The 17,868-nt window shown below is 25.0% G+C and carries 14 protein-coding genes; 3 read left to right on the plus strand and 11 right to left on the minus strand.

Annotation, left to right across the window (positions count from 1 at the left end; all coding sequences use genetic code 4):
* Window positions 1-279: 279 nt before the first annotated feature.
* Complete coding sequence (locus DA803_RS02070) at window positions 280-1,488, minus strand: DNA methyltransferase (RefSeq protein ID WP_114190972.1); 1,209 nt, start codon at window positions 1,486-1,488, stop codon at window positions 280-282.
* 380 nt (window positions 1,489-1,868) lie between these two features.
* On the opposite strand from DA803_RS02070, the gene DA803_RS06380 reads away from it, so the two are divergent.
* On the plus strand, window positions 1,869-3,824 hold the full coding sequence (locus DA803_RS06380; RefSeq protein ID WP_114190973.1) for a hypothetical protein: 1,956 nt from the start codon (window positions 1,869-1,871) through the stop codon (window positions 3,822-3,824).
* Window positions 3,825-3,889: 65 nt separating this feature from the next.
* On the opposite strand, the gene DA803_RS06385 is transcribed toward DA803_RS06380, so the two are convergent.
* The 3 genes from DA803_RS06385 to DA803_RS06395 all read right to left on the minus strand — a co-directional run bounded on the left by DA803_RS06385 (window position 3,890) and on the right by DA803_RS06395 (window position 8,820).
* The gene (locus DA803_RS06385; protein ID WP_211305576.1) at window positions 3,890-4,534 is read right to left on the minus strand and encodes a hypothetical protein; all 645 of its coding nucleotides are present in this window, start codon (window positions 4,532-4,534) and stop codon (window positions 3,890-3,892) included.
* Between the two features lie 184 nt (window positions 4,535-4,718).
* Complete coding sequence (locus tag DA803_RS06390; RefSeq protein ID WP_114190974.1) at window positions 4,719-5,642, minus strand: site-specific integrase; 924 nt, start codon at window positions 5,640-5,642, stop codon at window positions 4,719-4,721.
* 76 nt (window positions 5,643-5,718) lie between these two features.
* Window positions 5,719-8,820, minus strand: coding sequence for a type I restriction endonuclease subunit R (locus DA803_RS06395; protein WP_114190975.1), 3,102 nt, complete (start codon window positions 8,818-8,820; stop codon window positions 5,719-5,721).
* A gap of 209 nt (window positions 8,821-9,029) precedes the next feature.
* Here DA803_RS06395 and DA803_RS06785 point away from each other — a divergent pair, with 209 nt between their 5' ends.
* Window positions 9,030-9,503: a restriction endonuclease subunit S gene (locus tag DA803_RS06785; RefSeq protein ID WP_371845397.1), complete on the plus strand. Its 474-nt coding sequence runs from the start codon at window positions 9,030-9,032 to the stop codon at window positions 9,501-9,503.
* 195 nt (window positions 9,504-9,698) lie between these two features.
* On the plus strand, window positions 9,699-10,727 hold the full coding sequence (locus DA803_RS02100) for a restriction endonuclease subunit S (protein WP_145960823.1): 1,029 nt from the start codon (window positions 9,699-9,701) through the stop codon (window positions 10,725-10,727).
* A gap of 138 nt (window positions 10,728-10,865) precedes the next feature.
* Here DA803_RS02100 and DA803_RS02105 read toward each other — a convergent pair whose 3' ends face one another.
* The 7 genes from DA803_RS02105 to DA803_RS02135 all read right to left on the minus strand — a co-directional run bounded on the left by DA803_RS02105 (window position 10,866) and on the right by DA803_RS02135 (window position 17,846).
* A complete protein-coding gene (locus DA803_RS02105) occupies window positions 10,866-11,444 on the minus strand; it encodes a restriction endonuclease subunit S domain-containing protein (protein ID WP_114190978.1) in 579 nt (192 codons plus the stop codon).
* Window positions 11,445-14,009 (minus strand): type I restriction-modification system subunit M, encoded by a 2,565-nt coding sequence (locus tag DA803_RS02110; protein ID WP_114190979.1) that lies wholly within the window; start codon window positions 14,007-14,009, stop codon window positions 11,445-11,447. It abuts the gene before it with no gap.
* Window positions 14,010-14,152: 143 nt separating this feature from the next.
* Entirely contained in the window at window positions 14,153-14,515 is a 363-nt protein-coding gene (gene rplT, locus DA803_RS02115) for a 50S ribosomal protein L20 (protein ID WP_114190980.1), read from the minus strand.
* 29 nt (window positions 14,516-14,544) lie between these two features.
* The gene (gene rpmI / locus DA803_RS02120; RefSeq protein WP_114190981.1) at window positions 14,545-14,733 is read right to left on the minus strand and encodes a 50S ribosomal protein L35; all 189 of its coding nucleotides are present in this window, start codon (window positions 14,731-14,733) and stop codon (window positions 14,545-14,547) included.
* A 3-nt stretch (window positions 14,734-14,736) separates the two neighbouring features.
* A complete protein-coding gene (gene infC / locus DA803_RS02125) occupies window positions 14,737-15,405 on the minus strand; it encodes a translation initiation factor IF-3 (protein ID WP_241854558.1) in 669 nt (222 codons plus the stop codon).
* Between the two features lie 142 nt (window positions 15,406-15,547).
* Window positions 15,548-16,621 (minus strand): nicotinate-nucleotide adenylyltransferase, encoded by a 1,074-nt coding sequence (locus tag DA803_RS02130; protein ID WP_114190982.1) that lies wholly within the window; start codon window positions 16,619-16,621, stop codon window positions 15,548-15,550.
* Entirely contained in the window at window positions 16,590-17,846 is a 1,257-nt protein-coding gene (locus tag DA803_RS02135; RefSeq protein WP_277869723.1) for a Y-family DNA polymerase, read from the minus strand. The genes DA803_RS02130 and DA803_RS02135 overlap by 32 nt, the downstream gene beginning before the upstream one ends.
* Window positions 17,847-17,868: the final 22 nt, after the last annotated feature.

Raw genomic sequence — 17,868 nt, forward strand, 5'->3', positions numbered from 1 at the left:
GAATGCTTATCAATTAAAATAGTAAATAATTCTAAAAATGTAATATTAAGTAAATTAATTTTTTGAAATTTTTAGAATACAATTTCTAATAAGAAATTTTAAATTAAAAAATAAATTTAATGTCTTTTTTAACAATTAAATTTATTTTTAAAACCCAAATAAGTATGATATTTTATTTAATTAGCTTTTTTATTCAAATCAATTAATAAAATGTAACTAAAAATACAATAAATATTGTTTCTATTAGCTAAATTAACTAAATTGTTTTTAGATATTAATTTAAATTTTTTCAATAATTAATACTTTTTCAATTTTTGTAGCTTTTCCCGCTTTCGAATTTAGCATATTAGTTGTTTTATTGTTTTGTTTATAATTTTTATCATAGTAGATATTAACGAAAGTATATTTAATTTCGTTTTTTAATTTTTCTCAAACATTTTCTATTAGTTTTTCGCCTTTTATATCACCAACAACCAAACATACTTTGGCATTTTTTTTAAGTTTAGGATAAATGGCATTTAAATAGTTTTTAATAAAAATAACATATTCATCGTATTTTAGCTTATCTGATAATTTTATATCCTTTAAAGTACTTTTGCGATCATATCCTAAAAGTCATAGTTTGATTCAATTACTATTTTTATAATCTACAATGTTCAAATAAGGTGGCGATGTGATTACCAAATCTACCGAACTATCCATAATTGCATCATTTGTTTTTGTTGAATCAAAAAGAAAACATTTCCCGCAATATTCTTTAGATAATAAATCATCAAATTTATTTTCAATTCTAGATTTAATATTTTCAAAAATGTTTATTTTTGGTTTTATTAAATTGTGATTAGCCACATAATTTTTAACATAATTAGGAGCCATTGATATAACATTTGGCATATCTATTGAAAAATAAATTGATGAGCCATCTTTTTTAGATTTTCCATGCATCAACCCTAAAGCAAAGGCAATTATGGCATTTTCATTTTTTCCTAATTCGTATCATTTTTTTCCATATTCTTCTCTTAAAAAAATTAATTGCCTTAATGTGTCATCAGAATAAAAGTATTTTAATTCTTCATATTTGTCCGGAATGGCAAAATTCATATAATTTGAATTTAAAAATTGGTTATTCATTTTATCTAATAAATTTAAAATATCTTGCTTATTTAATTTTGAAATTTTAAAGTTAGTTAAAACATAGGCATATGGGTTTAAATCTGAACCAATGAATTTCCTATTACATTCTCTTGCTACGAGTGCTGTAGTACCTCGACCAGAAAAATTATCCATAACAGTGGCATTTTCATTAGTATATAATTTTATAAAATAATCAGGAAGAGAGGGGGCGAACATCGCCAAATACGAAGAAATACTATGTATTGGTGAAAAATTTTTATTCTTTGTTCGACCCCAATTAATATTTAATGTTTTATAACTCTCTTGATTACTAATAGGATTTTTATCAAAAATCAATATTTTATAATCGTTCATTTTAGCTAATATCCTTTCTTTTTTTAAAATTGCATACTATGAAAAGTCACTTCAAAATTTATAACTATTTCTATTATAGAGATAAATTAACTATTATTATTTTAATAACTAAAAAATGATAAAAATTAAAATTATTTATGGTTTAGATAATAAAAAAATAAATATAAAACAGTTTATTTGGCATTTGTACGTTTTATAAAATTTCTAGGATTAAATAAAAATTCAGCATAAAGTATTTTATGAGTTTAAATATTTAAAATTGGATAAATTATAGCTCTATTAATTAACAAAATGCTATACATATATGTCTTAACTTAATTATAACAATTATAATATAAGGTATAAATGTAAAAATTAAATTATAAAATTTTGGAGCAAACATGAAGATTAATTTTAAGCCATTAGCGGCTACTGATGATGAATTAGATAATAAAATAGTAAAAATAGACAATGTATTTTTAAGTCCAAATAACCCAAGATACACGCTTTTAAAAAAAATAACCGATGATTTAATGAAATTCATAACAAATGAAGGTCACGAAAGTATTTCAGATCAAAAACAAAATGAAATTTTCAAAAAATTACTAAAATCAGAAGGAGATTTTAAACAATTTAAAAGTTTATTAGAATCTATTTATGAAAATGGATTTACCAATAATTCTGAACCGCTTTTATTTATAGAACTATTAAGTGATATAGATAAATTCATGATAGCTGAAGGAAATAGAAGACTAACTATTTTAAAGTTGATTGTTGGTTCTTTTAGATTACCTGATTTTGATCATTTTATTAAAAATGAAATCATTTATGTGGACACTGATTCGACAGATGAATTTAATGTTGACTATAAAAATAAATCAAACGTAAAAGATACCTATGATGATTGTCGAAATTTAATAGAAGAAATAAAGAATAAATATTCGGAATTTAATGTTTATTTCAAGATAATAAAAAATTCAGATGAACTATGAGATGAAATCTATAATAAACATTTAACCGGTGAAAAACCAGGATTAAAAAAATGATCACGTTCAAAATATTTTGCAGACCTTTTAAATCTATTTCCCGAAGGAATTTCCGATGAAAATTTTAGTGATATTTTTAAAAAAATTAAAAGGGATAAAAAGAGAGTTGTTGAAGATTTTAAGCAAGCTCAATTTGTTTACTCGTGTTTTTATGCAAATAAAAGAGAATCTGATTTTTCAAATTTAAAATTTAATGATGAAGATACTTTAGGAAGGATGGCACTTGCTTCTGGAACATCCGCTCTTGAAGCAACGCACGCATTTTCTACTGTTAGAAGAAGTATTTGCCAAGAAATTTTAAATATCGATGAACAAAAATTTAAAGAAGAATACTTCGAAGTCACATTTAATAAAAATCATCAAATTTTATTCAATAGTAAAAAATTAAATGCTAAAGATTTATTGAATTTTATATTTGAAAATTGATCGAAAAATATATTAACTACCCGTAATATATTAGAAAAAAATAAAGGAATTTTTTTAAATGATCTTAATTTTTTATTAGCAAATACCGATGGTTTAGATTATGAGAAAACCGATGAACAGCTAGCAGGAATAGAACCATTTTCATTATCAAAAGAAGCCTATGACTTAGTTTTAGAAACGAACAGGTTAAGAAAAAGTGAAGAAATAACAAGGCTTAAAAAAGAAAAAAATACAATATATTTAAACGAATCCATATCAAACGAATTAAAAAGTAAAAATCCGATGCAAATATTTTCAATATTAATTCAACAATTTGAATATTTACAAAAAAAACCAAAATTTATACAAGGAATTGCCGCGACAATTAGGGCTTTGTTAGAGCAATTACTATGTTGAATGTACTACAATTACCTAAAACAAAACAATTCTAAAAACGATCCATATAACTATATAGATTTTTTAAAAAGTTTAACAAATCTGGACACAGTTGAAGAAAAAGACCAATATAAAAAAGTGTGAATTAGTAATTTATTAAATGAATTTGTTTCTAATAATGATAAGAATGTAAATATGCGTAAATTAAGTAATATGCTAAAAAATATCTATAAAAACGGGTGTCCCGAAGAGATATTCGATGATCATTTACGTAATTGAATAGATATTATTTTGAGAAAATGAGATTATTTTGAAATTGAAAATTATTTAATGATTTTAAACAAAGCAATTCATAATTCTCATAGAATAATTATTTTAAAAAATTATAATAATTTACTTGAAGCCTTTAATAAACTTCAAGAGTTTTTGTCAAATGTAGTGTATTGACTAGATGATGATAAATTAAAAGAAATTAACGATGATATCTTAAATAAAATAGACGAGCAATAATTAAATTATTTTTGTTCAAAAAATTTTAAATAAAAGGCCTAATTACTTTAGGTTTTTTTAAGATTTTAAATTACAAAATCTTTAATTTTCATGAATATTTGGTCTAATATTTTTGATAAATCCGTTATTTTATCTAAAAATGAACTATCATATTCCAAACCATATTTTAAGCAATATTTTTTTGCAATTTTGGCTCAATATTCTTTTTTATTATTAATTATGTTTGTATCTTCTGATCAAGAAAGCTGAACTAACATTCCATTATTCGGATAAGTAGTTTGGGCCAAAACTATTAAATAATGTAAGAAAAAATGTTCTTCAATAGAAACTAAAATTGCTTCGCCATATTTATAATCTTCTAGTGTTCTAAAAATTGCTCCTGATATTTTAATTTCATCAATATGATGCCTTTGAAAATATCAAACTTTAGTTTTGAATTCAAGAAAATTTTTGGCATATTTTTTTATCCGCAATTTATTAAAAGGCATCACCACATGTTTAAAATCAGTTTCATTTTTTAATTTATCAATTATTTCATAATAAATTTTTACATACTTATTTGTCAAATTTTCTTCTTTTCAATTTGGATTTCTTAAATTTGTTATTTGATTTTCGGGAGATGGAAAAGAATATAAAAAATTCGATTCATCTTCGACATCTTTTGATAAGAGATCATCTCTAATTATCTCATTAGCAATTTTTTTGTTCATACTAATTCCTATCTTACTTTATTGAATAAGTTTAATTTTATAACCATGTTAAGTTTTGAATATAATTTTGTAAAAAAACAATAAAATATATTATTTTGAATATATTCATTTTAAATAATCTAATAAAACTCTCCCCATAAAATAAATAGGGAGAGTCATTTGGTTTGTTTTTAACTAAAATTGTTTATAAAATTGCTAAGGTTCTCATAATTAAATCAATATCTTTATTTTCCATTTCTTGAATAATGTGTAAATAAGTTTTTTGAGTGGTATGAATTCCGGAATGTCCAAGTCTTTGGGCCACAGTTGCTGTTGAAACACCAGCAAATAAAAGTAATGAAGCGTGAGTGTGTCTTAATCCATGAATTGAGATTATAGGAATATTATTTTTAACACATAATCTTTCAAGACGTTTATTTATTGTTGAATTGTAAATTTTTTGATTAACAAAAATTGGTTTATTTTTTGGAAATTCTTTTAATAATTCTGAAAATTTAACAACAATTTGCCAATCAATTCTTATTTTACGATTTGACGATAAATTTTTCGTTTCAGCAAAACCAGAATGTTCTTTATAATTTCAAGTTTTATTAATTCTAAGAATTTGATTTCTAAAATCAAAATCTTCCGCTGTTAACGCAAGCGCTTCTGAAAAACGAAGCCCAGTTTTTGCAACTAATCAAATTAAATAATCTCAATTAATTTGACCTTCTAATTTAAGATTATTTAATAGTGTTTTGAGTTGAAATTGATTTAAAAATTTTATTTTTTTATTTCCGGGATTTTTTCCTTTTATAATTGCTTTTCTTGTAGGGTCCTTTTTTATTAATCCGTCATCTAAAGCATCTAAAATAACTGCTTTTAGATGATGATGAAAATCCATGGTGGTTTGTTTTTCATGTTCTTTTGAATAGCGATTTAAAATCATTTGATATGTTACTCGGTCAATTTCATGAACATACAAATTTGGTACTATTTTTAATAGTCATTTATAAGTATTTAAATATTTTTGATAAGTAACTTTTCGTACTCCACCCTCTTTATAAATTGATATTCAATTTTTAAAATATTGATGAAAAATTAAATTTTCATTTTCTTTATTTTTCATTTTTTGCTCCTTGTTATTTAAGATCGTCTATGAGTCAAAATAACAAAAAAAGCCCACTTAGCGTGTAAGCTTATTATTAATTAATTTCTTGAATATCTTTTATTTCCCAATTATAGTTGTCGATATCAAATGTGTGTTTAAGCACAAATTTTTTAATAAACTCTTTAAACATTGTTTTAATTTTAAAATCTTGATATTTAATGGAATTATTATCAAAATATGTTTTTATTTCTTCTTTGGGAATGTTAATGATTTCATCAAGTACCCCATCTTTATTGATATCATAACTACCACTAATTGGTTTATTAAGTATAATTTCAAGTTTATCAAAATTTAAACTAGGAAAATTTTCTATTAATTTATTTATATAGTTCTCTTTAGTTTGATTTTTTCTTCGTTCTATTTCTTGAGTAAGAATTAAATCTGTGTAATCACTATTTTTTACTTCATTAATAATTTCCTTTGCATATTTTTGATCTTCGCGACTCATAGACGCAATTGTTTTTTCAAGGTCATCAAATTTTTTATTTTGAAATAGGTAATTAATGTATTTGTAATCAATTTTTCCAAGATCTTCATCAACTAAATCTGGATTGATATGAATTTCCATTGGTATACAATCATTGTCAATATCTTGCTTTACTTGTTCAACTATATCGCGATATTGATTTTGAAAAATTTGTAATGAATTTTTGTTAGGCAACAAATTAACTTCCTCAATTCGTTCTTCTCCAAATTCTAATGCTTGTTCTTGACTAATTATCTCAAAATTATTTTCATCGTCAAGAGCAAAATAATAAGAATCTTTGTCAAAATCCAATCCCTGAATTTTGGCCGCAGTAATTGTTTTCATTAAATCGTTATAAAGTTTTGTAAATTTTGTTATATTTACTTGGTCTTGCAATGGTTCAGTGATATTAATATTTTCAGATGAATATAGATCTTCAATTTTTTTATAGATATCATTAATCTTTTTAATATTTTCTGGTAATTTGTCAACAAATAATTTTAGTTGATTATTTTTAGAAGAATAAAGTTTAACGGCGTCGTCAACATTTTTATGCATTGTAGCTACTTTACGATATCATTTAACAATTCCGAATGGTTTATCTTTATCAAAGAGACGATTAGTTCTTGAAAAAGCTTGTATTAATAGTGGACCTTCTAAAATTTTATCTAAATAAAGAGTATTAAGTCATTTCGAATCATAACCAGTTAACATCTGGTTAACAACAATTAAAATATCAATTTGCTCATCTTTTTTATTTTCAATGTATTCATATGGAAATTTATGAGCTAATCGCTGTGATAAATCACTTTTAAATAAATGATAATTATCTAAATCATATTCAGTTGTTTTAAACATTTTCGAGTAATCAGATAAAATCTTTTTAAACATATTTTCTTGTTCATAGTCCTTATTTCCTTTAGAATCATTAAATGATTTATCAAAAACCGCAGTGACATTATATTTATGAGCGTATTTTTCTTTAAAAATCTTGTAATATTCAATTGCCTCATATTTACTTGATGTAGCCAAAATAGCATGAAATTTACGATTTCTACTATATTTTTCAAAATTTTTAGCAATATTGTCCACAACTGCGTTTCTATGCTCAGAATTTTCATAATGTTCATTTTCAAGCAAATTTTCAATATCAATCGGATCAAAATTTAAAATTTTTGAATAGTAATTATTATATTTTTCGCTTCACTCTTCATAGCCTGTTCTTTTCATGATTTCATTTTTCTCATCAAAAGTGTGTACACCATAAATATCGAAACCTAAAACATTTTTATCACGAATTCCATCAGCAATTGTATACTTGTGAAGTTCATTACCAAAAATATCTGAAGTTTTAATTCCACCCCGATTATTCGCTTCATAAATTGGAGTTCCAGTAAATCCAAAGAATAAACCTTTTTTAAATTTGGATTTAATCTCAATCATCATATCTCCAAAAGTGGAACGATGGGCTTCATCAACGATGAAAACAATATTTAATTTTTTAAATTTCTTTTCATACTCTTCATCTGACATTTCTTTAGCCATTTTACTTAATTTATGAATTGAACTTATTATTAAACGACTATTTTTACTACTGTCAAGAATTTTTTGTTTTAGTTCATTATAATTATCGACTTTTTCAACACCTTCATTATCTTGAGAAAAATTATTGTATGATTTATAACTTTGCGAAGCCAAAACCACTCTATCAACAACAAAAATTACTTTATCTACATTTAAATTATGAGAAATTAATTCAGCGGCCTTAAAACTAGTCATAGTCTTACCAGATCCGGTAGTATGTGAAATAAATCCACCTTTTTCATTATTTTCAAACACGGCTCATTCATGTTTTGAAACAACTTGAACGATTTTATCGGCAGCAAAATACTGGTAACTTCGCATAATTTTAGCATCGCCACCTCCCATAACATTTGATTCAGCTACGATATAAAAAGCAATGAATTGATGGGCTGTTGGGATAGATAGAAAATTTTTAATAATTTCATCGTAATCATTAACTGGAACATTATCAAAATTAGCTCAATGAAAATAAAATCTTTGATTGAAAGCATTCGGTTCTTTACCGGGATTAATAAAATATAGTGTCTCTTCAGGAGTCATAGCCACGAAAAATTGAATAAGATTAAAAATTCCATTAAGTTTATTTCTAACTGAATAATCTTGAATTTGATTAACCGCTTCCATAACATTGTGATAATGATTTTTGAGCTCAATGAAAATAACGGGCAATCCATTAATTAATAAAACAATATCTGCTCGTTTTTTATTATCATGCAAATACACTTGCCGTGCAATTTGATAAACGCTAGAACCCACAGCAGCATCTGATCTTTTAAAGATTTTTAAATAAACAGTTTCTCCGCTATCGCGTCTCAATTGAATAGATTCATCATTAATTAGTTTGTTAGCAAAGTATGGAGAATTAATTGATATTACTTTATCCATAATTTGGTTCATTTCATTATCAGTTAATTTTTCATCTTTTATTATATCAACATTGCTTTGATTAATAATATTTCTCCAGTTCTTAATCAGCTCTGCTTCATTTGGATAATTTAAAACTTCACTACTTCATCCGTGTTTAATTAATGCGTTTATAATATACTCTTCAAATTCGCTTTCATCTTTAAATTTTCTATTATTCATATCATCATCTCCTAAATTAACAAAAGTTATATATCTAATAATTCTACTATACTAATATATTATTTTACTAATCATGGCTAAATAACACAATTAACCTTAGTAAATAGAAATATTTTCTTGTATTATTACTTTACTTTCTCTCATCATTAGAATAAATAATTTCTTTTACTAATGCTTGGGAACAGAAAAAGATAGGAGATTTATCTTGCATATCAACAGGAAAAAGTAATACTCAGGATGCTAAGGAAAATGGAAAATATCCTTTTTTTGTAAGATCTCCCATTCCACTAAGAAGTGATGAATTTTTATATGATGAAGAAGCAATAATCACAATAGGTGAAGGAGCAATAGGGAAAGTATTTCATTATATAAAAGGTAAATTTAATTTACATCAAAGATGTTATAAAATATATAACTTTAATAATTTGAATGCGAAATTTATATATTACTACATGATTCAAAATTTCTACAATCAGGTCATAAAAAAGTCTGCAAAGGCAACGGTTGATTCTTTAAGATTTGAAATGATAGCTTCAATGTTTGTTAATTATCCGAAATGTAATGATGAAATATTAAAAATTATAAAATTATTGGATACAACAAACAACCTTATATCCCTTCATCAGTGTAAAAAAATAGATCTTAAAAATTTTAAAATAAATGACTTACACTTCTTTTCATAAAAAATTTACAACTTAACTTTTTACGCTTGGGAACAGAAAAAGGTTGCGCAAAAAACCAAAATTTATAATGGACTAGTATATTCATTAGATGAAATTAATAAAAATGGAATTAGGGTTTTAAGATCATCCAATATAGTTAATGGAAAATTTAAAAAATTTGCTAATGATATATTTGTTAAAAAAAACTATTTTAATGTGGAAAAAGTGGAGGATGGTGATATTCTCATAACATCTGCAAACGGTTCTAGTAATCTAGTGGGGAAACACTGCATAATATATAATATAGAAAATGAAAATATGGTACATGGCGGATTTATGCTTTTAATGAAAAGCAATTTTCCACATTTTATGAATTCATATTTAGATTCACAATGATATAAAAAATTTATTAATTCAAATGTTATGGGAGGTAATGGAGCAATTGGTAATTTAAAAAAAATTGATCTAGAAAATTACTATACTTTTTTTACCTCCACATCAGAGGAAAATAAGATTAATGAATATTATAAATATTTTGATAACCTTATATCTCTTCATCAGCGTAAGTTAACACTATTGGAAAACATAAAAAAAGCATTATTAAATAAAATTTTTCCCAAAAATAATGAAATAAAGCCTGAAATTCGCTTTAAAGGATTTGTTGACGCTTGGGAACAGAAAAAATTAATTGACGAGGGAAAAACTTACTCAGGATTATCAAATAAAACAAAATTTGATTTTAATAGAGGAGATGCTAAATTTATAACATATTTAAATGTTTTAAACAACGAATTTATTGATTTGAGGATGCATGGAAAAATTAGCATTGATAAAACACAAAATTTAGTAAAAAATGGAGATATTTTATTTACTATTTCATCTGAAACACCACATGATATAGGAATGTCATCTGTTTATCTTGGTGATGAAAATAATTTATATCTTAATAGTTTTTGCTTTGGATATAGATTTAACAAAAAAATAAATGATTCTATCTTTATTGGATTTTTATTTAGGTCTTCAAAATTGAGAAAAGAAATTAGTGATTTGGCTCAAGGAATTTCTAGATTTAATATGTCTAAGTCTTCATTTTTGAAATTAAATATAAATTTTCCAAAATATGATGAACAAATTTATGTTGGAAATTTATTTTCAAACGTGAACAATCTTATATCCCTTCATCAGCGTAAACTTAAAAAGCTGGAAAACATAAAAAAAGCTCTTTTAAATAAAATGTTTATCTAATTTTTAGTTTTAATATTGAATAAAATTAAATTAAAATAGCCAAATTTTGGCTTTTTATTTTTTTAATCAAAAGTATAAATAATAATTTTTATTTTTTGAAACTTTAATTATTTAAAAATGTTTATATTTTTTTATATTTTACTTACGCTGATGAAGAGATATAAGGTTATCAAAATATTTATAATATTCATTAATCTTATTTTCCTCTGATGTGGAGGTAAAAAAAGTATAGTAATTTTCTAGATCAATTTTTTTTAAATTACCAATTGCTCCATTACCTCCCATAACATTTGAATTAATAAATTTTTTATATCATTGTGAATCTAAATATGAATTCATAAAATGTGGAAAATTGCTTTTCATTAAAAGCATAAATCCGCCATGTACCATATTTTCATTTTCTATATTATATATTATGCAGTGTTTCCCCACTAGATTACTAGAACCGTTTGCAGATGTTATGAGAATATCACCATCCTCCACTTTTTCCACATTAAAATAGTTTTTTTTAACAAATATATCATTAGCAAATTTTTTAAATTTTCCATTAACTATATTGGATGATCTTAAAACCCTAATTCCATTTTTATTAATTTCATCTAATGAATATACTAGTCCATTATAAATTTTGGTTTTTTGCGCAACCTTTTTCTGTTCCCAAGCATCTGAAAATCCTTTAAAGCGAATTATGGGCGTATTTTTATCATTTTTTGACACTTACTCTCCTCCCAAAATTTTTTTAAGCTCTTGAAGCCCTAAAATATCACTTTCAGGGCCTTCAAGCTCATCAAGCATTTTTGCTAAACTAATTTCATTTTCATGAATTTTTTGCTCGATTTCAGCGTAACTCATTTCATATTTTTCTAAGATATATTCAATTTTATTAATCAAATTATCAATTTCAGAATTAACGAGATCAATAATTTCATCAATAATTGGTGATATTCACTTAATTGATAATAATTCTTTAATTTCTTGTTGATTTAAACTTTTAAGTTTTTTAACACATTCGTTTTCTAGAGAAGCACTTAGTTTCTTTATATTATCATTTAATTTAATGTTTTGATCTAGCAAATTATTTGTATTTTTTAAAGTCTTTTGAAGCTCTTGATCATCAATTTTATTTAGATTTTTAATCAATTTTTTAAACGCATCTTTTTTAAAACTATTGCTCTTATCGTTAATAAACTCACCGCCAGCAATTTCTTCAAGGGAACTAATTTGTTCTTCATCTAAAGACTCTATTATTTCTTGAATTTTTTGTTGATTATCTTCTAAAGTTTCATTGTCTCTTTCAATATCTTGTAACTCTTTTGAAAAAAACCTATTTTTTATTATTTGAGCTGGAATAATAGAATATTTATAATTACTAATGCCTTTTTTATTTTTTTGGTTAGTTTCTAAGTCAATTTCAATAATTGATGAAATATCTTTAGAAATTAAATCCATATCTAGAAGGATTTTGTTTCAATTATTATATAGAATTTGATATGCATTATATTTGTCAACAATACTAATATTCTCAAATTGTTCAAAAATTTGATTACTAATTTTTTCAAATTCGCCATGCATATCAATTGAAAAATTATTTGCAAAAAATTTATCAATAACATTTATTTCTAAATTTGTTTTAATTAAATTAAATTTATTTTTATAATCATTAATAAAGTTAATTATTTCTTCATCATTTTTAACATCATCATAAATTGATTTTGATAAACATTCGTATTTATTATTAGTAATCTTTTTGAAAAGCTTTTTTTCTAAATTTGGAAAAAGATTTCAATATAAATTTAAATTATTAATTTCATATTCGGGAATGCCACCATTCATTAGTGCGTTAATATCTCAATTTTCAGGATCTTCTGATGAATCAACGTAGCGTGAAATGTTTAGATTAAAGTCATTTTTTTCTATTTCATCAAGGCTAACTTTTTTTGAAAATTTTTCAATATTTTGACGATTAATTACAGCATCAAAAATTTTCTTAATGTCTTGTTCACGTAGTTTGTTTTTATTTCCATCCTTAGTATAGCATTTTGAAGCATCAACAAAAAGAATATCTTTGTCTTGACGATTATTTTTTAAAATCATAATAATCGTCGGAATTCCGGTCCCAAAGAAAATATTACTTGGAAGACCAATAATGGTATCAATTTTCAACTTTTCCACTAATTTTCTACGAATTATAGCTTCACTATTTCCTCTAAATAAAACACCGTTAGGTAAAACAATTGCCATAATTCCATTTGGTTTTAGATGATATAAATCATGCAATAAAAATGCATAATCAGCTTTAGATTTTGGGGCTAAACCATATTCTTTATAACGAGAATCATTGTCGTGACCTTCTGGTTTTCAATTTAAAGAATAAGGCGGATTTGAGACTACAACATCCAAACGTAATGGATCACCATTATCAATTGGTCAATCATTTTCTAATGTATCGGCATTTCTTACGGAAATATTTTGTGGTTTAATTCCACGGATAATTAAATTCATTTTCGTTAAGTTATAAGCATTAGAATTTAAATCTTGAGCATAATATGAAATTTCATTAATATTTTTAATATATTTGGCGGCCGCCTTACCAATGTTAATTAATAGTCCGCCAGATCCTGATGTTGGGTCATATATTTTAATTGATTTATCATCTTTCAAATGATAAGCAACAATTTCTGACATTAATTCAGATACTTCATGGGGAGTATAAAATTCACCACCTTTTTTACCTGCATCAGCTGCAAACATTCCGATTAAATATTCATAAATAAAACCTAAAATGTCATAACCATCTTGTTTATCAATTGGAATTTTATTGACAATTTCGATAACCTTTTCAATAAATGAGGCTTTCTCTTTTAAAGTACTACCTCTAATTTTATCGTTAATAACAATTTGTAAATCTTTAAAAATTTCATTGTATATATGTTTAAATTTTTCTGGAATTGAATTTTCAAAGTCTCTAATTGCTTGAATAATTTGTGAAATTTCAATATTTTTTGATTTATCAGATCATTTTGAGAATAAATCATCGTATTTAATAAAATATCCTTCTTGTTCAATGAAAGATTTTTGACAGTCATCATCGTTTAATCAACTTTTAATTTCTTCTTCGGATTGAAGATCTTCGGTTTCTTTGATGTAGTTAATTTCTTTTTGAGATAAATATTTATAAAAAACTAGGCCGGTAATTAAATCTTTGTAGTCATTATTTTCGATTTTAGAGCGCATTTCGTTTGCTGCATTTCAAATTTCTTGCGCTAATTCTTTTTTGTTCATAATCTTCCTTTTTAATTTTGATTTTAATTTAATTTTACTAATTTTTTTACTAAAAATAATTGACAAATTATTTTAATTTTAATTATTTTCATGTTTAGAATAATAAAAAATCACATATCATTATGACTCTGTGATTTTCATTATTATTGTTTTGATGATAGAGCAGTTTTGGCTTTATCAATAATTTGAACAAATGAAGTTGGGTAATTAATCGCAAGTTCTGAAAGCATTTTTCTGTTAATTTGAATATTAGCTTCTTTTAGACCCTCAATTAATCTTGAGTAGGTAATTCCCATTGGTCTAGCCGCTGCATTGATACGTGCAATTCATAACTTTCTAAATTCACGTTTCAATTGTTTTCTGTCTCTAAAAGCATATGTTCATGATTTAACAACAGCTTGTTTAGCAACTCTATAACCAATTGATTTATGTCCTCAATAGCCTTTTGCTAATTTTATTCATTTAGCACGTCTTCTTCTTGTTACTACTCCGCCTCTTGTACGCATAAGTTATCCTTTCCTAATTTTTATAATTTTTAAATTAATTCTTTATATCTTTTGAAATCTGAGTTAGATAACATTGATGATTTACGAGCTTGACGTTTTTGTTTTGTGCTTTTGTTCTGTGCTAAATGTGATCTAAATGCATTTCCACGTTTTACTTTACCATTTGCAGTAATTTTAATACGTTTTTTCAAACCGCTTTTGGTTTTCATTTTTGGCATATGTTATTCTCCTTGTTCTTTTGAAGGTTGTTCATTTTTAGATAATGCTTCGACTTTTTTCTTATCTTTCTCAAGATACATATCTAAAAATTTCTCATTTACTAACGTTGCTTCTTTTGAAATTTTTGCAATATCTTCAAGCATCGCATAAAATTTAGTCAAAATTTCTTCACCTAATTCTGTTCTTGCCCGTTCACGGCCACGGAATTTAATTGAAACTTTTACTCGATTTCCATCTAAAATAAACTCTCTAGTTTTTTTAGCCTTTGTAACTAAATCATGATCACCGATTAATGGAGTTAAGCGAATTTCACGATTAATAATTACGGCTTGTTTTTCTTTGGCTGCTTTCTGTTTTTTCTTTTTATCATACTTAAATTTACCATAATCTAAGATTCTGACAATTGGTTTATTATTTTTGATGTCAATTAACACCAAATCCATATTATTCTCGGCAGCTTTAGCTAAAGCCTCTTTTTTTGACAAAACGCCAATTTTTTCACCATCCACACCTAATAAAAATACCTTATCATATGGAATAGCATTGTTAAGTATGTGTTCTGATTTTGGTCTACGAGTATGAGAGCTTGCAAATTTCTCATTACTATTGTTATTGCTAGTAATAATTTCCTCCTTAAAATAAATAAAAAAGTGGTATATCCACTTCCCCATAACTACAAATATCTTTTTTTATTGTAGCAACCCAGCAAAAAATCACTTAGGTGAGAAATGAATCTTCTTTGTGCTAATAAAAGCATATCTATTATAATATAAATTTAATAATATATGCGAATTAAATAAGATATTTTATAAATTAACTTCATTTACGATTAATTTCAACTTGTTCAGGGGTAAAATCGACATTTTTTTCCTGATTTCATTGATTATTAGCTCTAACGACCGCCCTAAATCCTTCTTCAAAATCGATAAATGCTTGGTTACGAAGTTTTTGAACACCAGCTCATTTTCTTCCTAAACAAATTTTGTCAGCCACAAATAGGATTTTATCTAATAAATTTAATTCCATGGCTAATGAAGTGTGAATTTTAATTGCATTTAATACTAACTCATTGGCATATTGATAGTAATCCCTTAATCAAAAGTAAGCAGTTGTCTGATGAATTTTATAACTTGGTAAATTACCCTCATTAAACCCGTATTTTGCTAAAAAACTTCAGCTAGTATTTAAATCTCATTCTTTAGTAATATCATGCATATAACCGGCTTGGTATGCCAAACGAATAGGAAAATTATTTTCTTTGGCTAATGTTGCAGCAAATTCGGCAGTAAAGGCTAAATGTTTATATCTTTCAATTGATAGATTGTTTTTGGCAATTTCATCAAAATATAAAAAATTTTTACCAATATATTTTTGTACTTCATTCTCCACTTGTCAAAGATTACCCTTACGATAATTAGTTGATGAAAAATCATGAAATTCATTATTTAATTTCATACATTGATATTTTTTAATGTTAAGTTTAGAATAATTTGTATTTCGATTAAAAACACAAATTTTAACCAAATTAGAAATTTGATCAATGTCTTTTCATTTATTTAATTTATTCACATTGTCCGAACCTATTAATAAATACAATTCAGCATTAGGAAATTTTTTGGCAAAATATTTAACAGTATCAATCGTATAAGAATTACCACCACGATTTGTTTCAAATTCAGAAATTTCCATTTTGTCTTTAATTACAAGTTTTAACATATTAATACGATGTTGATTATCCGCATAATCTCTTGCCTTTTTAAAGGGGTTTTTATTGTTAGGAACAAAATACAATTTATCTAAATTTAGCATTTTAATAGCATCCTCTGCCACTAAAATATGTCCTTTATGCACTGGATTAAAGCTTCCTCCAAGAATTCCTATTTTCATGTTTTTTCTCCTCTATATTAATTTCATTGTCGCCACTAAAAACATTTTTTCTTAAAAATTTAATATTGTTAATATCATTCTTTGTTTCTTTCAATAATTGATTAGCAGTCTTTAGTTTTTTATTTCCTAATTCATAATTTATATTACTAATTAAATTACCAATTTTATTATTCTCATTTTTGGAAAATAAGTCAATATTACCAACACTAAAAACTGAACGAAGATTACTAATTCTAATTCCTAATCCTCTAACTCAATTTTCATCCCAAAAGTCATCAAACAATTTGCAACAAACATCATAAATAATTTCATTATCGTTTGTGTAAAATGAAATTTTGTGTTGCTTAATTTTTCAAATTCTATTGGTGTTTCTTATACTTATTGTAATAATATTACCTTCAAGATTTTTATCCTGGGCCCGCCTAGCAATATTATAACTTAATTTAAAAAGTTCCTTTTTTAAAAAATCACGGTCATTAGAATCAACTTCCATAAATGTAAGTGAATTACTAATTCCCTTAATATGTTCAATTAAAACATGATCATGTCCTTCATTTTCACCTTTTAATGTTTTAATAAATGAATAATAATTTTTTCCAAAAATTTTTCGCAATAACAAATCATTTTTAAAATTGACTAAATTTTCATAACTGTCAATACCGGCACGTCGTAGACTTTGAGAAATTTTTTTGCCAATACCAAAAATTTTTTCTACCTTTAAAGGAAAGAAAAAATTTGGGATATCTGATTTTTTTGTTTCTAGAATTCCAAAAGGTTTTGCTTTATTAGTTGACATTTTTGCTAGAAATTTTGTATATGAAATACCAATAGAGCAAGGAATTTTGAGATCTCTTAGTAATTTGCTTTGAATCTCCTTAGCAAATTCTTTAGCACTAATATTTCTTTTAATCAAAAGTTCAGTACAATCAATATAACATTCATCAATTGAATAAATTTCAATTTTATTACTAAAGTGCTTGGCAATATATTCAAAAATACGTTTTGATGTTAAAGAATAAAGCTGGTAATTTGGCCGTAGAACCACAATATCATCAATTTTTTCCTTAACTGAATAAAATGGGTCTCCTACTTTAAAACCCATTTGTTTGACTTCGTTGGACATCGCACTAATAATTGATCTTTTTGACCCATTAGCAATTACTATTGCTTTAGAATTTAGTTGCGGTTGTATTGCTCTTTCGCAGCTTACAAAAAATGTATCCATATCAATATGCAAAATAACCCTA

It is taken from the genome of [Mycoplasma] phocae (genome assembly GCF_003332325.1).
Taxonomy (GTDB): Bacteria; Bacillota_I; Bacilli_A; order Mycoplasmatales; family Metamycoplasmataceae; genus Metamycoplasma; species Metamycoplasma phocae.